Origin of the sequence: Qipengyuania flavescens, from assembly GCF_029688735.1 — a bacterium.
Lineage (GTDB): Bacteria > Pseudomonadota > Alphaproteobacteria > Sphingomonadales > Sphingomonadaceae > Qipengyuania.
Map to the genome: position 1 here is coordinate 66,243 of NZ_JARULD010000001.1, position 16,495 is coordinate 82,737.

Annotated in this window: 14 protein-coding genes and 1 pseudogene; 4 read left to right on the plus strand and 11 right to left on the minus strand. The window is 57.9% G+C overall.

All coding sequences use genetic code 11. The features are described from left to right. Nucleotides 1–134 precede the first annotated feature (134 nt). The gene (locus tag P8R33_RS00325) at nucleotides 135–2,027 is read left to right on the plus strand and encodes a hybrid sensor histidine kinase/response regulator (protein ID WP_278327003.1); all 1,893 of its coding nucleotides are present in this window, start codon (nucleotides 135–137) and stop codon (nucleotides 2,025–2,027) included. A gap of 68 nt (nucleotides 2,028–2,095) precedes the next feature. On the opposite strand, the gene P8R33_RS00330 is transcribed toward P8R33_RS00325, so the two are convergent. From P8R33_RS00330 to P8R33_RS00365, 8 genes and pseudogenes are all read right to left on the minus strand, one after another. Further along, nucleotides 2,096–3,238, minus strand: coding sequence for a sensor histidine kinase (locus P8R33_RS00330; RefSeq protein WP_278327004.1), 1,143 nt, complete (start codon nucleotides 3,236–3,238; stop codon nucleotides 2,096–2,098). Nucleotides 3,239–3,559: 321 nt separating this feature from the next. Next, nucleotides 3,560–3,886: a hypothetical protein gene (locus P8R33_RS00335; protein WP_278327005.1), complete on the minus strand. Its 327-nt coding sequence runs from the start codon at nucleotides 3,884–3,886 to the stop codon at nucleotides 3,560–3,562. A 51-nt stretch (nucleotides 3,887–3,937) separates the two neighbouring features. After that, complete coding sequence (locus tag P8R33_RS00340; RefSeq protein WP_278327006.1) at nucleotides 3,938–4,582, minus strand: sigma-70 RNA polymerase sigma factor region 4 domain-containing protein; 645 nt, start codon at nucleotides 4,580–4,582, stop codon at nucleotides 3,938–3,940. 310 nt (nucleotides 4,583–4,892) lie between these two features. After that, entirely contained in the window at nucleotides 4,893–5,684 is a 792-nt protein-coding gene (locus P8R33_RS00345; protein WP_278327007.1) for a 3'-5' exonuclease family protein, read from the minus strand. A 6-nt stretch (nucleotides 5,685–5,690) separates the two neighbouring features. Next, complete coding sequence (locus tag P8R33_RS00350; protein WP_278327008.1) at nucleotides 5,691–6,275, minus strand: hypothetical protein; 585 nt, start codon at nucleotides 6,273–6,275, stop codon at nucleotides 5,691–5,693. Nucleotides 6,276–6,364: 89 nt separating this feature from the next. After that, the gene (locus P8R33_RS00355) at nucleotides 6,365–6,904 is read right to left on the minus strand and encodes a hypothetical protein (RefSeq protein WP_278327009.1); all 540 of its coding nucleotides are present in this window, start codon (nucleotides 6,902–6,904) and stop codon (nucleotides 6,365–6,367) included. A 98-nt stretch (nucleotides 6,905–7,002) separates the two neighbouring features. Further along, on the minus strand, nucleotides 7,003–7,269 hold the full coding sequence (locus P8R33_RS00360; RefSeq protein ID WP_278327010.1) for a hypothetical protein: 267 nt from the start codon (nucleotides 7,267–7,269) through the stop codon (nucleotides 7,003–7,005). A 1-nt stretch (nucleotide 7,270) separates the two neighbouring features. Next, nucleotides 7,271–9,610: pseudogene (locus tag P8R33_RS00365) on the minus strand (BPTD_3080 family restriction endonuclease); the annotation flags it as partial. 450 nt (nucleotides 9,611–10,060) lie between these two features. Here P8R33_RS00365 and P8R33_RS00370 point away from each other — a divergent pair. From P8R33_RS00370 to P8R33_RS00380, 3 genes are all read left to right on the plus strand, one after another. Next, nucleotides 10,061–10,189: an Entericidin EcnA/B family protein gene (locus tag P8R33_RS00370; protein ID WP_278327012.1), complete on the plus strand. Its 129-nt coding sequence runs from the start codon at nucleotides 10,061–10,063 to the stop codon at nucleotides 10,187–10,189. A 94-nt stretch (nucleotides 10,190–10,283) separates the two neighbouring features. Further along, nucleotides 10,284–11,483, plus strand: coding sequence for a GGDEF domain-containing protein (locus P8R33_RS00375; protein WP_278327013.1), 1,200 nt, complete (start codon nucleotides 10,284–10,286; stop codon nucleotides 11,481–11,483). Nucleotides 11,484–11,522: 39 nt separating this feature from the next. Then, nucleotides 11,523–11,990 (plus strand): low molecular weight protein-tyrosine-phosphatase, encoded by a 468-nt coding sequence (locus tag P8R33_RS00380; RefSeq protein ID WP_278327014.1) that lies wholly within the window; start codon nucleotides 11,523–11,525, stop codon nucleotides 11,988–11,990. Nucleotides 11,991–12,028: 38 nt separating this feature from the next. On the opposite strand, the gene P8R33_RS00385 is transcribed toward P8R33_RS00380, so the two are convergent. The 3 genes from P8R33_RS00385 to P8R33_RS00395 are packed head-to-tail and all read right to left on the minus strand — an operon-like array spanning nucleotide 12,029 to nucleotide 16,373. After that, complete coding sequence (locus tag P8R33_RS00385) at nucleotides 12,029–13,765, minus strand: thiamine pyrophosphate-binding protein (protein WP_278327015.1); 1,737 nt, start codon at nucleotides 13,763–13,765, stop codon at nucleotides 12,029–12,031. Next, the gene (locus P8R33_RS00390; protein WP_278327017.1) at nucleotides 13,762–14,847 is read right to left on the minus strand and encodes an NAD-dependent epimerase/dehydratase family protein; all 1,086 of its coding nucleotides are present in this window, start codon (nucleotides 14,845–14,847) and stop codon (nucleotides 13,762–13,764) included. The genes P8R33_RS00385 and P8R33_RS00390 overlap by 4 nt, the downstream gene beginning before the upstream one ends. After that, nucleotides 14,844–16,373: a lipopolysaccharide biosynthesis protein gene (locus P8R33_RS00395; protein WP_278327018.1), complete on the minus strand. Its 1,530-nt coding sequence runs from the start codon at nucleotides 16,371–16,373 to the stop codon at nucleotides 14,844–14,846. Before P8R33_RS00395 ends, P8R33_RS00390 begins: the two co-directional genes overlap by 4 nt. Nucleotides 16,374–16,495: the final 122 nt, after the last annotated feature.

The window sequence follows — 16,495 nt, forward strand, 5'->3', positions numbered from 1 at the left end:
CCAACTCGAGGGAGGCGATCAACGGCTCAACATGAGGCATTCGTGAAGCGAATTTGAAAGCACGCTGGGTTTTCTGCACTTGAACGGAACAAATTGATTTGACAGGAATTTCGATGGATTTGGGGGATGCTTAGTTGACCAAGAACGGGTTATCGAGTTCCGGCGCGCAAGCGGAACTGCTCATCAAGAGCATCAAGGACTATGCGATCTATATGCTCGACTGCGACGGTATTGTCCGCAGTTGGAATCCTGGAGCCGAGCGCCTCAAGGGCTACAAGACTGAGGAGATCATTGGTCGCCATTTCTCCACGTTCTATACTGAGGAAGACCGCTCGAGAAACCTTCCGGACCGAGCTCTGCAGACGGCTCGGGAAGATGGTCAGTTTGAGGCCGAGGGTTGGCGGGTGCGCAAGGATGGCAGCCGATTTTGGGCCAATGCAGTTATCGAGCCTATTCTCGATGAGGACGGAAGACATATTGGTTTTGCCAAAAGTACTCGGGATCTATCTGAGCGTAGGGCCGCCGAACTTGCGCTTCGGGAAAGCGAGGAGCGATTTCGCCTCCTCGTGCAAGGTGTAACGGATTACGCGATTTATATGCTCGATCCTGAAGGCAGGGTGTCCAGTTGGAATGCCGGCGCCGAGCGGTTCAAGGGCTACAAGTCCGACGAGATTATTGGACAGCATTTTTCCCGCTTTTATACCTCGTCGGATCTTGAGGCAGGTATTCCGACCTCAGCGCTTGAAATTGCTAAGACGGAGGGCCGCTTTGAGGCGGAAGGCTGGCGAGTACGCAAAGATGGCAGCCGGTTTTGGGCGAGCGTAGTTATCGATCCCATCCGCAGCGACGATGGTGAGTTGAAAGGCTTCACCAAGATCACCCGAGACCTGACCGAGCGTAAAATGGCTCAGGAGGAACTCGACGTTTCGCGCGAGCAGTTCTTCCAGTCGCAGAAAATGGAGGCGATAGGTCAGCTCACCGGCGGCGTCGCCCACGACTTCAACAATATTCTTGCCGCGATCCTCAGCAGTATAAGACTCGCCCGGCGTCGAATTGATAAGGGCGAGGATGCCAATGACTTTTTGACCAACGCAGCACATGCGGCGGAGCGAGGGGCAACACTGACCCAGCGAATGCTTGCCTTTGCTCGCAAGCAAGAATTGAAGCTGGAAGCGGTCGACCTGAAGGCCTCAGTAACCGATATGACGGACCTTCTTCAACGAACCATCGGGCCGAACATAGCAATTCAAAGAGACTTTCCCAGACATCTGCCACACGTAACTGCTGACTCTGCCCAGATCGAGTTGGCCATCATGAACCTGGTGGTGAACGCGCGGGATGCGATGCCGAATGGTGGCGATATCATAATCTCGGCCAGTGAATTTGAACCGGAAGAGGGCGGAGAAACTCTTGTTAAGCTTTCGGTAAAGGACACGGGCGAAGGGATGGACGCCGATACGCAAGCGCGAGCAATGGATCCTTTTTTCACCACAAAGGGAGTTGGCAAGGGAACTGGGCTTGGGCTCTCGATGGTTCGCGGCATGGCTGAACAGTGTGGTGGCCACTTTTCATTGGAGAGCACTCCCGGCGAGGGTACCACGGCGAATATCGTCCTGAGGATCGCCCAAGAGGAACAGTCAGCGGCACGCGGAGAGACCGTTGCTCCTGAGCCATCTACGAACTCACTTACGATTCTTGCGGTTGATGACGACGGCATCATTCTCCTCAATACCGCGACGATACTAGAGGAGATGGGACACAAAGTCTTCGAGGCATCTTCGGGCGCCGCGGCGCTCGAAATCCTTGGCCGCGAGAAGGTCGACCTGATGATTACCGATTATGCCATGCCGAGGATGACCGGAGCAGATCTCGCCGTGAAGGCACGAGAGCAGCTGCCTGATCTTAAGATCATCGTGGCCTCCGGATATGCAGAGATGCCTGATGGCTTGGCACGCAATCTTCCGCGCTTGTCGAAACCGTACAGCGATGAAGAACTTGCGTCGGCAATCGATGCGCTTTGCGGTTAATCCGGTAGCGTACCGCTAATTCGGTGTGGCACGCGATGATTACGTCACAAAAAGACTTACACGACGATCTAATCGCTGCGAGGAAAAGTGACAGTTAAACACGCTCCTTCCCCATCTTCACGCGGGCCCACCGAAAGTGTGCCCTGGAGCTGATCAGCAAGGGAAGTGATCACTCGCATACCGAGGCCGGCGGTCGCCGAGTACGGATCGAAATCATCGGGTAGCCCCTGTCCTTCATCGCACACGATGAGCTTATTGGTGCCATCCGTGATACGAAATGCGACATCAATTTTACCTGAACCATACTTCGCTGCGTTTGTTACAAGTTCGTTGGTGATCAGGCCGATCGCCTGAATTGAACTCGCAGGCACCATGCCCTCGTCTCCTTCAACGGCTATCTCTCGTTCCAAGATGGAGCCGAGATCGCTACAAAGGCGTCGCAAGAATTCGATGCATGAACTCTCGTTACCAGTGTCGGCATAAAAATGGCGATGGACTTGCGCCACCGAGGCCACACGGTTTGCCGCCAGCTGAAGATGAATAGCTCCGTCACCGGCATCGGCTGACCGACTTTGCATCTTAAGCAAGCTCGACACGAACTGGAGACTGTTCATCACCCGATGATCGATTTCCCGAGCCAGAAGGTTCGCTCGTTCGATTGCGTTCAGGGAAGATAGCCTCAATTCGAGCTGATCCATTACGATCGAAGCCAGATCCTTGAGATCCTCGATCTGATCGTCGTCAATCGAACGGGGCTCCTTGTCGATTACACACAATGTCCCAAGACTGTGACCATCATTGGTGGTTAGAGGAACAGCAGCATAGAACTGGAGACCAAAGTCTCCAGCGACGAGCGGGTTTGCCAACGACCTGGGATCCTTCCGAGCGTCCTCGATCAAATATGGCGTGTCCGCCATGATGGCGGAGGCACACAGGCCAGGCTCCCGGTCGATTTGCCGAATAGGTAAGCCATGGTGCGACTTGAACCAGATACGATCTTCATCGACAATGCTGATGATCGCTATCGGAACTTTGAGCCGCCGTGCGGCAAGCGCTGTAATGCGATCGAACGCGCCGTCGGGTGGGCTGTCGAGGATATCGTATCGACGTACAGCGGCCATGCGCTGATCTTCTTTTGACGGCGTATTATCGCCTACCGTTTGCATTGGCGAAGTTCCATAAGTTGCGACCGTTATCCGCGCCCAGTCCATTGTCGCTCGGCCTTGCGAACTGTTTTTAGTCGACGAAAGTCCCCAAGTCCCCAAGTCGCCAACTCGCGAAGGCTCGTTTTGTCCTGATACCCGAACGGACGTTCATTTACCAGAAGCGCAGAACGGTCTTCAGACTCCGCTGAAAGACGTATTACGCAGCTAGCGGCAGGTTTCAGGAAATCGGAGCGTGCTCTCCACGGCCGCTTTGGGGTCGTTTGCGGAACGTCGGCCTTGGTCGTCGCGGCACCTGGGAGCGGACTGACCCCTTACGGCCCAAATGTGGCCAGCGTGCGCACAAGAATTCTTGCCTACGCGAGCCTCTTAGTCACGAGTGAAAATGCGCTGATCACCGGTAGGGCATTGCGGGTGATCGCTTGGCAATTGCATTTCCCGCTCCCAGTGGTCAAAAATCATTTCTATTGTCGCATGGGCCCAGCCTCGGCCCATGCTGACGAGGGCTCGACGGACGTCGGCATGCTCGAGCAGATCCATCCTGCCGTTCACTATTGCGGCTGCCGTATGTTCGTGCTGCGACAGCTTCAAGTCGCCATTGTTGAGACGCTCTGACGCTTGCTCGATTGTATCGAAATCATATTCTGTTAGTCGGACCACGCGATTATTCATATCGTCTATCACTTGCTTCATCATCACACTGCGTCCTCTCTTTAGTTAAGCTAGTCAGGATATCGGTTCGTTTAGTCAGGCCGCCTCGCCCAATTTTATCAATTCGACGCATACACTGTTGACCCTGCGCTTGATCGCTTTTCGCACCGATGCGAGCCGGGCTCGGTCTGTACTGGCGAATTCGGCGAGCGCACTCCCGCACAGGCCTTGGTCAATGCCGTCGACCAACCTTTCGATCTCTGGCGAACCCGCGACGACGTCGTCGAAAGCTTGTCGCCAGGCGGCGGCGCGTTCAGCGATTTCGCAAGCTTCGTCCGGCGCCAACGGCGACACCACCGGGTCGAGTTCGTTCCAATGACGGGCTTCGTCCCTCTCTCGCCTGGCAATGATGGCGCTTGCGATCGAACGCATGACCGCCATCAAGAAATACTCCATCTTGAGTCCGGCAGGGCAGCTGCGTGACGTTAGCGTCCGTAGGATCGCTTCCTGCAGGATATCTTCCGCGTCGATGCCGGCGGTGAAAGCGCGAAACCGCGCCATTCGCATGAGCTTTGTATTTGCCCGAAAGTCGATCGCCGCAATTGCTGCGCGAACCTGCGGCTTCGTGAGATACGAGCGTGTTGCGTTATTCGTTGATGTATGCGCGGCATTTCCCGAATTCGGACAGGCGTTCGTCGATTTTTTTATTTTAGTGCCGTTGCCGGCAGATGCCTTTGTCATGGTTTCTCGCTGTGCGAGCGAGACCACGGGTGTGGATTGCGATGTCGAAGATGTCATTACGTGACCTCGAACGCCAATGAACGCGCACCGTGTCGGCGCGGGTTCGTGGGTTGGAGCGACACAAAATTGAAGGACACCGGCATGGGATGCTATCCCAGCACGCTGTGTTCGCAATTGCCTTCACGGTAGACCGCCAGAAGTTAAGGTATCGTTGCCAGCGTCTGAAAATTTAGTGGCTAGAACATTTCCCTGATGCGCCGGACTGACGGTGTCCGAATTTCTCCAGTCCGGCGCATATGTAGGTGATGGCTCAGGCCGCGTTGTCGAAACCCTCGGCGATCTTGCCGTGCAGGCTGCCGACGAACGCCCGCAATTCGCCAGCCAGTCCATGGTCCGGACGTCGTCGCAAGAACCCCTCGACCAGCGTTACGATGGCAGGCTCGAGCCGTAGGCCATTCATGCCCTGGGCAACCAACCAGCCAATTTTCGCGATGGCGAGCAGAAGACAGTCCAGCTCAACGTGATCGCGCAGGTTCCGCCAGGCTCCATCGCTGGCCGGACGCGGGACGCTCGACTTCGCTGCGACGAGGTCGAACGGCACGCCCATGCGCAGCAAAAGCTGGCTGAGATGGGTCCACGTTCTACCTCCCCCTTTCATCATCAGACCGAGATCGAGGTGCGGCCGAGGGCCTTTTCGGCCGGGCTGGTCTAAGAGCTGCGGTGGCAGCCGCAATCCGTGCGCTATGCTAGCGTGCAGCAGGATCGGCACGTCGGTCGCTAACCCGCCATAGGTGATGATGGGCTTATCGTCATTCGCACGCAGATAATCGAAGACCTTGGTGACCACGCCAGCCTCGTCAACCCAGTCCCGCTCGCACCAGCTGCCAATCTCGCCGGTGCTGACGCGACCTTCGTCATCGATAGTGAACTGGAACGCGGCGGCAGCCATGACACGCTTCACCGCGACCGCGTGACGATTTGAATCAGGATCCATGGCCTGATGTAATTTGTAGAGGTTCTTGTCCCAGAAGAATTCCGCGTCGAGCGCGATATACGTTTTTGCCATTCCGCTTTTCCTTTCACTTAGTGTTGGCATCATCACGCTTCGTCAGAAGGGGAGCGGGCGCGCCCGCTCGAGCGCTCGCCATGCCTGCCACGCGGCGGCGAGCGATGTCCGTTGGTGCGGCGAACATTGCGACCACAGGAACGCTGCCCACAGGCACTGTGCTTCCTCCGGTGCCCTGCGCGATCGTGACAGCATGTTTGAACCGGGACCGGCTCGCTCGATCCGGTATGCGGCAGAAATCTCTTCCAGCACGTTGTTTGCGCATTCGAGCGGGAGAATATCGAGGTCCGGACGACCTCGCTGAAGCAGTTGCAGGTCAGCCGGCGGCAGCGGTCCACCGGCCACGAAGGCCTGCCGCAGATAGTGCTGCGAGATGCGGGACGCCCGCGCGATCAACGTCGCATTGGTCGGAATGCGTTTGGCCAGCCCTGCGAGAATATCGGCCCGGTTCTCTGTCCGATCAAACGCACGGTGATCGACAGCGAACCTTGCGCCGCCCTTTTGTTCGCGGCGGACGGTGAAGATGGCGGTCGAGCGGATAGCGGAGCGCGGACTGCTTTCGCCGGGATCGCGGATGATCGCGAGCGAGCACAACACCCGCGGATGGCGCCTGTGGGAATGGGGCATGATGGAAATCCTGTTCTGAAGAACGAGACAGGCGGCGCCTCCGGTTGGAGACGCCGCCTGTGTAGTGGTGATGGGAGATGTGAAGCCGGTCAGGCCATGAAGTCGGCGAAGGCCTGCGCGTCGGTGAACAGGCTGAAATAGCCGGCTTCCCACTGGTCAGGATCGACCTCGACTGTGCTCATCGCAGCGCGGATGTCTTGCCATGCGCGTTCGACGCCGCGCTCGACCTTCGCACGCGACGGCACGGCGCACGATCGCAGCAGGCACCGCTTGTCGAGGCGGAAGGCATGACGACGATCGATGGTGACGAGAACGATCGGTTTACTACGGCTCAGGCGGCAAGGCTCGACCTGCATGATCTGCGCACCGTCCCTCGTCCGGTAGATCAGGGCGAGGCCGCCGCAGATGCGAGTTTGGTCATTGGCGAACAGCGCCATCAGCGAGTCCTGCCTTGCCTGCATCGCCGCCCGGGCGACCATCTCAAGCGCGGGTTCGGATGGATAGTCCATGGTGCCGATTGTCAGTGCATCGGTGCCGGCACCGGGGTCGGTGGGCAGGCCAAGCGCTTGCGACAGCGCACAGGTCAGCTGCTGGCGAGGGCAAGCCCAGCCGATATCGAGATCGATCATTCGTAATTCCTTATTGTGTATTTGGCGGCCTATTGGCCGAAGCCTTTTCCGTTCAGCCGGATGGCTCACGTTCCGTGCCTTCTTGAGATCTACGCCTCTCAGGCCGGGGTCCAGGTCGTATGGAAGCGATACCGCTCGCTCGCGGGCAGCGGGACGATCACCGGGTCCTTCCCGATGGTCGACACGTACCAGTCGAGCTCGGCCTGATAGGCTTCGGCGCGCACGTGTTTGTGCCACAGATCGTGCAGACGTCCCCATGCCCAACGATAGCGCTGCTCACGCAGGTCGTCCTTATAGCCATATGGTGCTCCCTGCGCTTCGAACCTCCACGCTGGAGCGTCCATTGCCGCCAGAGTCTTGGCCATGATCCGCGAGGCGTAGCTGAATAGTTGCGGGTCGAGTATCCGCGAGATGATCGAGGTTCATCTGGGCCTCTTCGCCTACGATCCCAGAGTTGACCGTCTGCGCAGCCCCGACGAGATCAGGGGTCAGTTCCAGCGTCGAATCATCGGTGAACTCGGCGCGCAGCGTATCGCGCGGCAGTTCGGTTCGATACCCTTCGACCCGCGGGAAGCGAATCTCGACGTCGTCGCGTTCCGGGCTGATTGCCTCGACACGCACCATCGGTGGTGGTGGCTTGATCGTGGCGGTTTGGGGCTGCGCCGTGAAATCGAACGGGATGCCGAATATGTCGGCGTATTCGACGTCAAAGCGATCCTCGTCGTTCAACCGGTAGGACACGCGGCGCAGCGCGCGGCCGATGACCTGCTCGCACAGAAGCTGCGTGCCGAACGCGCGGACGCCGAGAACGTGAGTGACCGTATTCGCGTCCCAGCCTTCGGTCAGCATCGATACCGATACAACACACCGTATGGCTTCGCCCAGTTGGCCGGGACGACCGACAGTGTTCATGACTTCTCGCAGGATAGCGGTGTCGTCGATCTTCTCGGCAGCGGCCCTGTCGCCTGTACGCTGGACCAGCTCGTCCTTAAAACGGGCGATTTCCGGTTCTGCTGCGGCCTTGAATTCGGCACTGATCGCTTCGCCGCTTTCGATCTGTTGGCTATCGATAAGCAGGGTCCGCATCTTCGGCAGAGCAACGCCATCCGGGTCGAAATTGCGGAACAGCTTGCACGCGCCCGCCATCAGACGCTTGTTACCGTCCTTGTCCTCAATCTCATAGCCAGCGATGTTATCGTGAACCAGCTTGCTGGTGGCCGTGTTGTTGCAGACGACGATGAAGACAGGCTCGACGCCGAGGCCGTGCTCCTTCCAGGTATCGAAGGTCTTCTCGTAATGCCCATAAAGCGCATCGATCGCGGAGAGAAGTTCGTTGGGTAGCTTCTGCGGATCATCGAACCCAGATTTGGCGCGCCCCTTTTTGGGAAGCTTCGTTCCGACATGCTCCCATAGGTTGCGGAACATTGGCGTGTCGCCGCCCTCGACATTGTCCATGATGGGCACGCGTGGCAGCTTGACAATCCCGCACTCAATCGCGTCCATGAGCGAGAAATCGCTCATCACCCAGCCGAAAAGCGAGCCTTCCCGGTAGCCGGAACCGCGCAGAAAGAAGGGCGTGGCAGAGAGGTCGTAGACCATATTGAGGCCGAGCGTCCGCTTCACCGCCTCCAGCCCGCTGATCCACAGGCGGGCGGCTTCGTTGGCTTCCTTGGCCTCCGCCTTTTCATCGCCCTTGAGCGCCTTTTCCTCTTCCGGCGATAGCGGGCGTTCTCGATAGCAGTGATGCGCTTCGTCGTTGAGAACGACGATGTTCTTCATGCCCATCAGAGGCCCAGCCACCCGCCGGAGCATGGACCCATCGCTTTCCTGCTTGGGCTCGGTCGCCAGAGCAGCCTGCTGGACCTTGTTGAGACTCACCTCGTCCTTCTTCTTGAAGGAATGGTAGTTGGTGATGACAATCTTGGCTTGCCCAAGGTCGCGGAGCATATCCTCAGGCACGATGTGCCGGGTGCTGTAATAGCTCTCGGGATCGTTCGGCTGCAGGACGCGCAAGCGGTCCTTGATGGTGATGCCAGGGGCTACGATCAGGAAACCCTTGGAGAAACGCTTGGAATTGGGATGGCGAACGGCGTTGAGCGTATGCCATGCGATAAGCATTGCCATGACTGTCGTTTTGCCAGCACCCGTCGCCAGCTTAAGCGCCATACGGACCAGATCCGGGTTCGATGCCTCGTTGGCCGCGAAGAGATGCTCCCAGTAGCGCTGCGCGGTAGCGAGCTTCGCCTTGCGCCCTTTATGCTCGGGCTTGCCCGCCACTTCGGTCAGCCAGATCACGGTCTCGACCGCCTCGATCTGGCAGAAGAACGGAGGGAGCGGCATTTCGCCGGAGCGCCAATGGCGCAAGAGACGCGCGGTTGTAGGCGTTACCTGCCACTGGCTTTCTGGAAGCTCCCGCCAAGTATCGATGGCCTGACGGATACCGTTGATGATCTCTGTCGGGTCATAGATGTCGCCGAGCGCGTCCGCGAAAATGTCAGCCTGCGCTGCGCTCTTGCCGCGCGTCGATCTGGGCTTGGGTATCGGAGTGGTGAGGTCGCTGCGGCGTCGACCGTGCTCGACTACGCCGGTGGGTTGGCCTCCATCGCCCAACTGCCAATGCCGTTCTGGGCGCCGATAGGGCGAATTGAGTATTGGTGAATCGAAAAATGCCTCGGTACTCACAACACCCCACCCCGTTCTTGGCATCTATTGCGCTTTGCGAATCTCTGTTTGGAGACAGCGCTCTAAGCCCACTAACTGCCTCTACCCGATAAAAAAATCGACCCCTACCGCCCCGCTTTCCATAGGCGTGTGCCGAGGCCTCGGTCTCCGCGCGGGTCAGGGACGGCCTTTGACGGGTCAAAAGGAAGGCTTCGAATTGACCATGCCTTCGAGCACACTTTTGCTCACGCTGTGGGGTAACATGGAACGGATAAATTTATTCTCGCACTGTGCCACAGATTGTGCCACAAATTGTGCCACACGCTCTGTTCGAGATCGTGAAAATGGCTGTTTTCTGGGCTTCTTCAGAGGCGGTCGAAAAAAGGTCGGGAATCCTCTCTCCCCGACCAATTTCGTTCATCGCCGATCAACCCATCCTTCGTAACGACGCGGTGGAGCGCGCCCGAGGGCGTCAGAGCAAAGGATGTCTTCGAGATGCTTCGCAAATTCGCCGTACTCGCCATGGTCGCCGCAGGTGCGATGTCGCTATCGGCCTGCAATACGGTGCGCGGGCTTGGCCAGGACATCCAATCGGTTGCAGACGCCGGAGACCGCGTGACCTGAAAGGCTGGCGAGCGGGCGATTTCGCATGCCGTGCTTATCGCCTCGTTAACCCTCTAGTCGCTAGGGCTCCGCGGATGAATGGGGCTCACCGATCATGTGGCTGATCAGGCACTTCGCGCGGCGATCGCGCGGATCGGACTGGCGCGCTTATTTCCTCATCGGATGCGTTGCCATCCTCGCCCTGCTATTGGCAGGAGCAAGCTGGAGCGCCCAGCGTTCGGCCAGCGAGCGTTCGGCCAACGAAGCCCGCCAGACGCAAACCCTGGAAGTGTTGCTCGAAACCGATCGGCTCCGCACCGCCGCCTTGCAGCAGATACGCGGCGAGCGCGGCTATTTGCTGACCGACGATCCGCTGTTCCTGCAGCCATATCGTACTGGCGTGAGAGATGCGCAGGATGCTCGGGCGCGATTGGCGCAACTCATCGCGGACAACCCTGCACAAACCAGTCGCCTTGCAGCAATGGAGGAGGAGTTCGAACGCCTGAACGCCGTGTTTGCCGCCATGATCGAGCAACAGGAATCCGGCCGGAACGCGGAAGCGATCTTCTATGTCCGTCAAGGTGCCGATCGACTTGCGATCGAGGCGATACTCGCCGGCCTCTCGGAGATCGAACGGGCCGAGCGCGAACTGCTGCGTGAACAGACTTCCTTGGCCCAACGTCGAGCACGCGAGAACGAGCTCTATCAATACGGGCTGACCGGGATCGGTGCCCTTTTGCTGGTCCTCGCCGCGGTTGCCACGTTCTACGTCCGCCGCGCCGTCGACGCCGAAGCGCAGGCGCGCCGCGAACTTCAACGATTTGCCGCCACCGATGCGCTGACCGGCTTGCCCAACCGGCGCAGTTTCATGGAATCGCTCGGTCGAGCGCTGGATCGCGCACAGATCGATTCTTCACGAAAGCTATGCGTCGCGATTTTCGATATCGATCACTTCAAGCGGGTGAACGATCGCTTCGGTCATCCGGCCGGAGACGAGGTTATCCGGGAAGTCGGAGTTCGCGCCCACGACTCCTTGCGAACGCGCGACTTCGTGGGCCGAATCGGTGGCGAGGAATTCGCAATCGTCCTGCCGAAGGCGGACATCGAAGGCGCGAAGACGGTCTGCGAGCGCTTGCGCCTTGCCATAGACGGCAAACCGGTGCGCCATGGCGACGCGATCATCCCCTTCACGATCAGCGTCGGCGTAGCCGAATTCCAGTCCGGCGACGACATCGACCATATCATGGCCCGCGCTGATGAAGCGCTCTACGAAGCCAAAACCGGCGGCCGCAACCAGGTCCGCATCGCCGCCTGAGCACTTGCAGGCGGCCGTGTAGACGCCCAAGTCTGCACGATGGCCAAAACCAAAGTCCTGTTCGTCTGTCTCGGAAACATCTGCCGATCCCCCCTCGCCGAAGCGGCTTTTCGCAAGGCTGCAGAGGACGCGGGTCTCGACGTCGAAGTCGATAGCGCCGGGACCGCCGATTACCACGTCGGCGAGCCGCCCGATCCGCGCAGCATCGAGGAGGCGCAGCGCCGAGGCATCGACATTCGCGGCTTTCGCGGACGCCAGCTGGCAGCGGAAGACTTCCACGAGTTCGATTTCATCCTCGGCATGGACAAGTCGAACATGCAGAATATCGCGCAGCGCGATCCCGGCGATGGAAAGGCGAAGGTGGCGATGCTGCTTGATCTGGTCCCTGGCCAGCAAGGGCGGGAGGTCAGTGATCCTTACTACGGAGCAAAGGATGGTTTCGCAGCGACGTGGCGAGAGGTGGATGCTGCAGCCCGGGCGCTGGTAGCCATCATCCTTGATGAGTAGTCATGTAGTAGCCTGCCAGCCGCGAGACCTTCAGGCGCTCATTTGCCAAGCTTCCGCTTCAACGCTTGGAATTTAGCCGGGCCGATCGCTTTCTTGAGTCGGCGCTTGGCACCGCCAGAACGGGTTGGCTGTAAATTCTTTATCATTTCCAGCGCCTCGCTTTCGTCGCTAGAGTCGACGAAGGCTTCAACCAGCATGGGAGCGTTCCGCATCTCGGTGCCAAAGAGGCGTTCGGCGATCGCGGCACTCTGGGCCTTGGCTGTGAAAGACAGATACTCCAAGCCCAAAGCTTCTACGTAGCCCTTGACCAGTTCCGGTGATTTTTCACCGAAATGACCACTTGCCGCGATGAAAGATTCAGCCTGATTTCCAAGCAATGAACCCGCGTGATTGTGTTGCGTAAATTCTGTTCCCTTGCCGTTGTTCACGAGAAGGATGCGCACGTTGTTGCCGAGATGACGATTGCCGAGTGCATTCATGTCATAGAAGAATGCGAGGTCGCCGATAACGAGATAGAAAAGCTTGTCCGGGTTTGCCAGCGCCGCTCCGATCAGCGTCGACATGCAGCCGTCGATTCCGAACCCTCCGGTATTGGAAGCGGACCTTACCCCTTCCGGCAGGTCGAAGAAATTCCACGCGCGCAAGCTGTTGAGAATGGCGAAGTGGACAACCGACCCGGTCGGAACCTGCGAGGCGAATTGCGACGCGATCCAGAGGTTCGAGAACGGCAAATCCGGGACGAGCGATCTCTTCTGTTCAAGCAGTTTGCGGCACGTCTCGTAGTAGGATGTGCCTGAAGCTTTTTCACCTTGCGAATACAATTCGAAGAACCGTTGTTCGGACATTTCGAACAAATGCCGCAGTCGCCGGAACGAGTCGCGGATTTCGCCGTCAGGATTGACTCGCCAGACAATCTTGCGCGGGATCTTGTGAGTTTCATAATCGCCCGAAACTTCGCCGATGTGAATCACGGTATCGGGTGCGATGGCCGAATGGTTCGTCCATTCCTGTCCGCCGAGCAGGGCGGACTGTACGCGGTACTTCCCGTAATAGCCGCTCGAGTGGTCACAGAACACGACTGCGTCGTTGACTTCACAAAACCGTTCGATTGCCGCAGTTTCCCCATCTGTAAACGTGTTGTGAGCGCCCACGAAGACAGCGACGCGGCCCGACAGTTTGGGAAGATCGTCGTCGGCGGTCCAGCGGTTGATCTTACGGTACTCGGGCAGCGTTTTGGCGGTGAAGTCGCGGCTGTAGGTGGTGGGAAGGTTGATGTGGGCTGGACCACCACCACGGCGGGTGAGTTCGAGGATTGCCCGGTTGACCTTAATCTCGCATTCCCACACCTGATCAACGTCATGCACCACCGGAAGATGGACGCTAAGCTTGACGACGTCCGGCGAGGTCGTCGAGCGATCGATGACCTGCGCGACATGCTGGCCGACACCCGCCTGGATCTGGGTCGAGGTCAACGCGAGAATGGGTAGCTTGCGGTAGAAGGCTTCCGTCAGCCCCGGCAAATAATTGCGCGACGCCGTCGCTCCCGTGCAACTGATGACGACCGGCTCGCCGGTTTCCGCGGCCAGTCCGCATGCCATATATGCAGCCGAGCGTTCATCGACAGCTGAATACATCTCGAAAAAGGGGTCCGTCTGGACGCTGGCGACAAATGCCATGTTGGTGGTGCCTGGCGAGGCAATGACCCGCCGAATACCATGCGCTTTGAGCAACGCAATTACGACCTGGGCCTGTTTTTCGTTCGTGTAGTGAGTCATGATGTCCTAATGTTACCAATCAATCCCGAAGGCAGGGCCCTGAAAGCGAGGTAGCGAACCTTCTGTCTCCCCCGGTCGAATTCTGCAGGGGAAGTCCACTCCCCCGCCGCCTTGTCGCGCAAAGCCTCACCGCGTCCGTCTAGGGATGAAAAGCTGCCGGTTTCTAGCTGGGTGAGAAACTCCGCCTCGAGTGCCGAGCGGTTGTCGTCCATAGCCTGCAAGTCAACTAGGGAGCCGATCTTTACCGGATCGAACACGCGATTGTAAAGTCGGTCATAGATCACTTGCGGGACGGAGGGAGTCACTTCGCAAAAGTCTTGAGTATCTTGCAAGAGGACGTTCGGCATGAAGCCGGTTTTCGTCTCGATCGCCGCGAGGTACAGCGATAAAATCTCGCTCCACCTCATTGCGCGACCGGTGGCGAGATTGAAGTCCTCGCCATAGGCAGCCGGATTGCCGGCAAGCGCGCCGATCATGTCGGCAACATCGCGACCATTGGTGAGGGTCGTCTGCTTGTCCATCATCTCACGACAGAAAACGATGCTGCGCCCACGAAGCGCGCGATAGAGCCAGCCTTCCTTTTCCAAAGGACCAAGCTGAAACCGACCAAGCCCGAAGGTGATGTAGGGCCGCACTATAGTCCAGTTGGTCGCCCCGGAAGTACGCAGCAAGTCTTCCTGCCGCGCCTTGGCAAGAGCATATTCATCGCTGGCTAGGAACGCCGCGTCCTTCGACGTTTCCAGCAATCTCGGCGAGCGTTCGATAATCGGCCCGTCAGACTGCGCAAAAACACGCCCAGAACTCAAATATATATATTGTCCGGTTGACGCGAGCAGCCGATCCATTCGCTGCCGAAAGGAGGCCGTATCGTAAACCATGAAATCGATGATCGCGTCCCAATCATCCTTTAGTATCTGGCGCAGAAATGCATCGTCCCTCGCGTTGCCTTGCAGGTAATTGATGTTGCCCTTCGGCGGGCGCTCTTTGCGCGTCGTGACGAAGATCGAATGAGCGGATGCAGCGAGCTTATCGACCAAAGGGCTGCCAATCGCCCCCGTCGCGCCGAGCGCCAGAACTTTCATTGCATCCCCCCGATCTTGGACAACTTCTGCTTTATAGCCGCCTTAATGATAGCCCTCTCGGAGGCCGAAATGCCGAACAAGATCACGGTCAATGGCGTGATAGCGAGAATCACGCCAGCAGCAGTAATCGCTGCGGGGCTCAAAACGAGCATGGCAGCTTGCGGCACCAGAGCAAGCACAAGCAGGACAAGGACCGAGGATACTGCGATCACTATAATGACAGGCACCAAAACCTCGCGACAATATTTCCCTATCGGCAATTTGGCGAGGCCATTGGCGAGCCAGATCCTCAGCCCATACATCGCGAGATTGATCCCGATTGCAATCACGTAAACGACGTAGGCTGGCTCCCCCGCCCGAATGGCCAGCCACGAGAAGAGTAGAACCAAAGCTTGAACCGTACCCAGGGTGAGCTCATAACGCCTGATCTTTCCGGTCGCCCGAACGACTGTCATTAAAGGTAGGCTGATCGCTACGATGACATTCTCGACCAGCGCAAGCTGAGTGAAGAGAACTGCTTCAGCCGGCGGGGTGCCCAACCATATCCGCAGTGCCCCCGGTGTAATAGCGATCAGCGGAAGGCTTGCCATCCAGACCAGATAGAATGTGACTTTAGATCCGAAGAAAACGAGCGAGAATGTTCGCTCCTCCTCTCCCGAGGCATAAGCCTTAATAATAGGAGGGTGGAGTGCCGACGAGAAATTTCGTGCGAATGCAAGCAACTGCGTGCTCACGATGGTAGAGATTGCACGCGCCGCCACGGTTGCGGGGCTAAACGCCTGATTGATCAGGATCGTCACGGCCTGCGTTCGGCTCACGGTCGTGAGTTGACCGAACATCGTCCAGCCGCCGAATGCAACCATTTCCCGCATGAGGGGCAATTCGAAGTGCAGCTTGGCCAGCCTGCATTCCTCATATTTGCGCAGACAGTATACGAAAAAGTTCAAGGCGAGCACGAGTGCCACTACCACGAGAAGAATCCCGTAGGTGACCAACTGTCCGTTGGGGAGAAATATTAGCGTTACCGCCGCACCCAGTTTCAATATGGCGTCGAAGATCGATATCCACGCAAAGGCGTGCATATCCTCATGCGCCAAGATGACTGAAGAATGAAAGGTCGAGATGGTGTTCAGAGCGAATGCGAGGCTCAGCAGGTAGAAGAGGATCTGCGCGGATTCGAACCGCTCCGGAGCGATGACCAATTCCGTTCGGACGAACCACGTGCCGGCTGTTGCCAGAAGGCCCAGCGACAGAGCCGCCGCGATTATCGACAGTAGCAGCCCGGCGTCATGGACTTTTTTCAGAGTAAAATGCGATTGCTTACCCATTGCAAAAGCGAAGTACCTTTGAATGATGGTGCTCATCGACAACGTGAAGAACGACCCGAGCATCACCAAGCCGAGAATCACATTGTAGATTGCGAAGTCTTGGACACCCAACTGGTTGAGTAGGACCCGGACCGTAAACAGATTGATGACGATGGTAAGAATCTGGCGCATGAACAGCATCGCTGTGTTGGTCGCCATTCGCGATGTTTCTGATGCACTCACTAGACTACGTGATCCTGGTCATAAGAAAATTTCGTTTCGCAGAATCTGGCTAGCGCATGCCTGCTCGGTGGCTCGTCCGGTCGCCTGCGCGCGCGACC

Bases quoted from the DNA above. Each gene is read 5' to 3' on its own strand.
- P8R33_RS00360 (WP_278327010.1), bottom strand. From the start codon at position 7,269: ATGGCCAAGACTCTGGCGGCAATGGACGCTCCAGCGTGGAGGTTCGAA.
- P8R33_RS00340 (WP_278327006.1), bottom strand. From the start codon at position 4,582: ATGACAAAGGCATCTGCCGGCAACGGCACTAAAATAAAAAAATCGACG.
- P8R33_RS00370 (WP_278327012.1), top strand. From the start codon at position 10,061: ATGCTTCGCAAATTCGCCGTACTCGCCATGGTCGCCGCAGGTGCGATG.
- P8R33_RS00350 (WP_278327008.1), bottom strand. From the start codon at position 6,275: ATGCCCCATTCCCACAGGCGCCATCCGCGGGTGTTGTGCTCGCTCGCG.
- P8R33_RS00390 (WP_278327017.1), bottom strand. From the start codon at position 14,847: ATGAAAGTTCTGGCGCTCGGCGCGACGGGGGCGATTGGCAGCCCTTTG.
- P8R33_RS00375 (WP_278327013.1), top strand. From the start codon at position 10,284: ATGTGGCTGATCAGGCACTTCGCGCGGCGATCGCGCGGATCGGACTGG.
- P8R33_RS00330 (WP_278327004.1), bottom strand. From the start codon at position 3,238: ATGGACTGGGCGCGGATAACGGTCGCAACTTATGGAACTTCGCCAATG.
- P8R33_RS00355 (WP_278327009.1), bottom strand. From the start codon at position 6,904: ATGATCGATCTCGATATCGGCTGGGCTTGCCCTCGCCAGCAGCTGACC.
- P8R33_RS00335 (WP_278327005.1), bottom strand. From the start codon at position 3,886: ATGATGAAGCAAGTGATAGACGATATGAATAATCGCGTGGTCCGACTA.
- P8R33_RS00380 (WP_278327014.1), top strand. From the start codon at position 11,523: ATGGCCAAAACCAAAGTCCTGTTCGTCTGTCTCGGAAACATCTGCCGA.
- P8R33_RS00385 (WP_278327015.1), bottom strand. From the start codon at position 13,765: ATGACTCACTACACGAACGAAAAACAGGCCCAGGTCGTAATTGCGTTG.
- P8R33_RS00395 (WP_278327018.1), bottom strand. From the start codon at position 16,373: ATGGCGACCAACACAGCGATGCTGTTCATGCGCCAGATTCTTACCATC.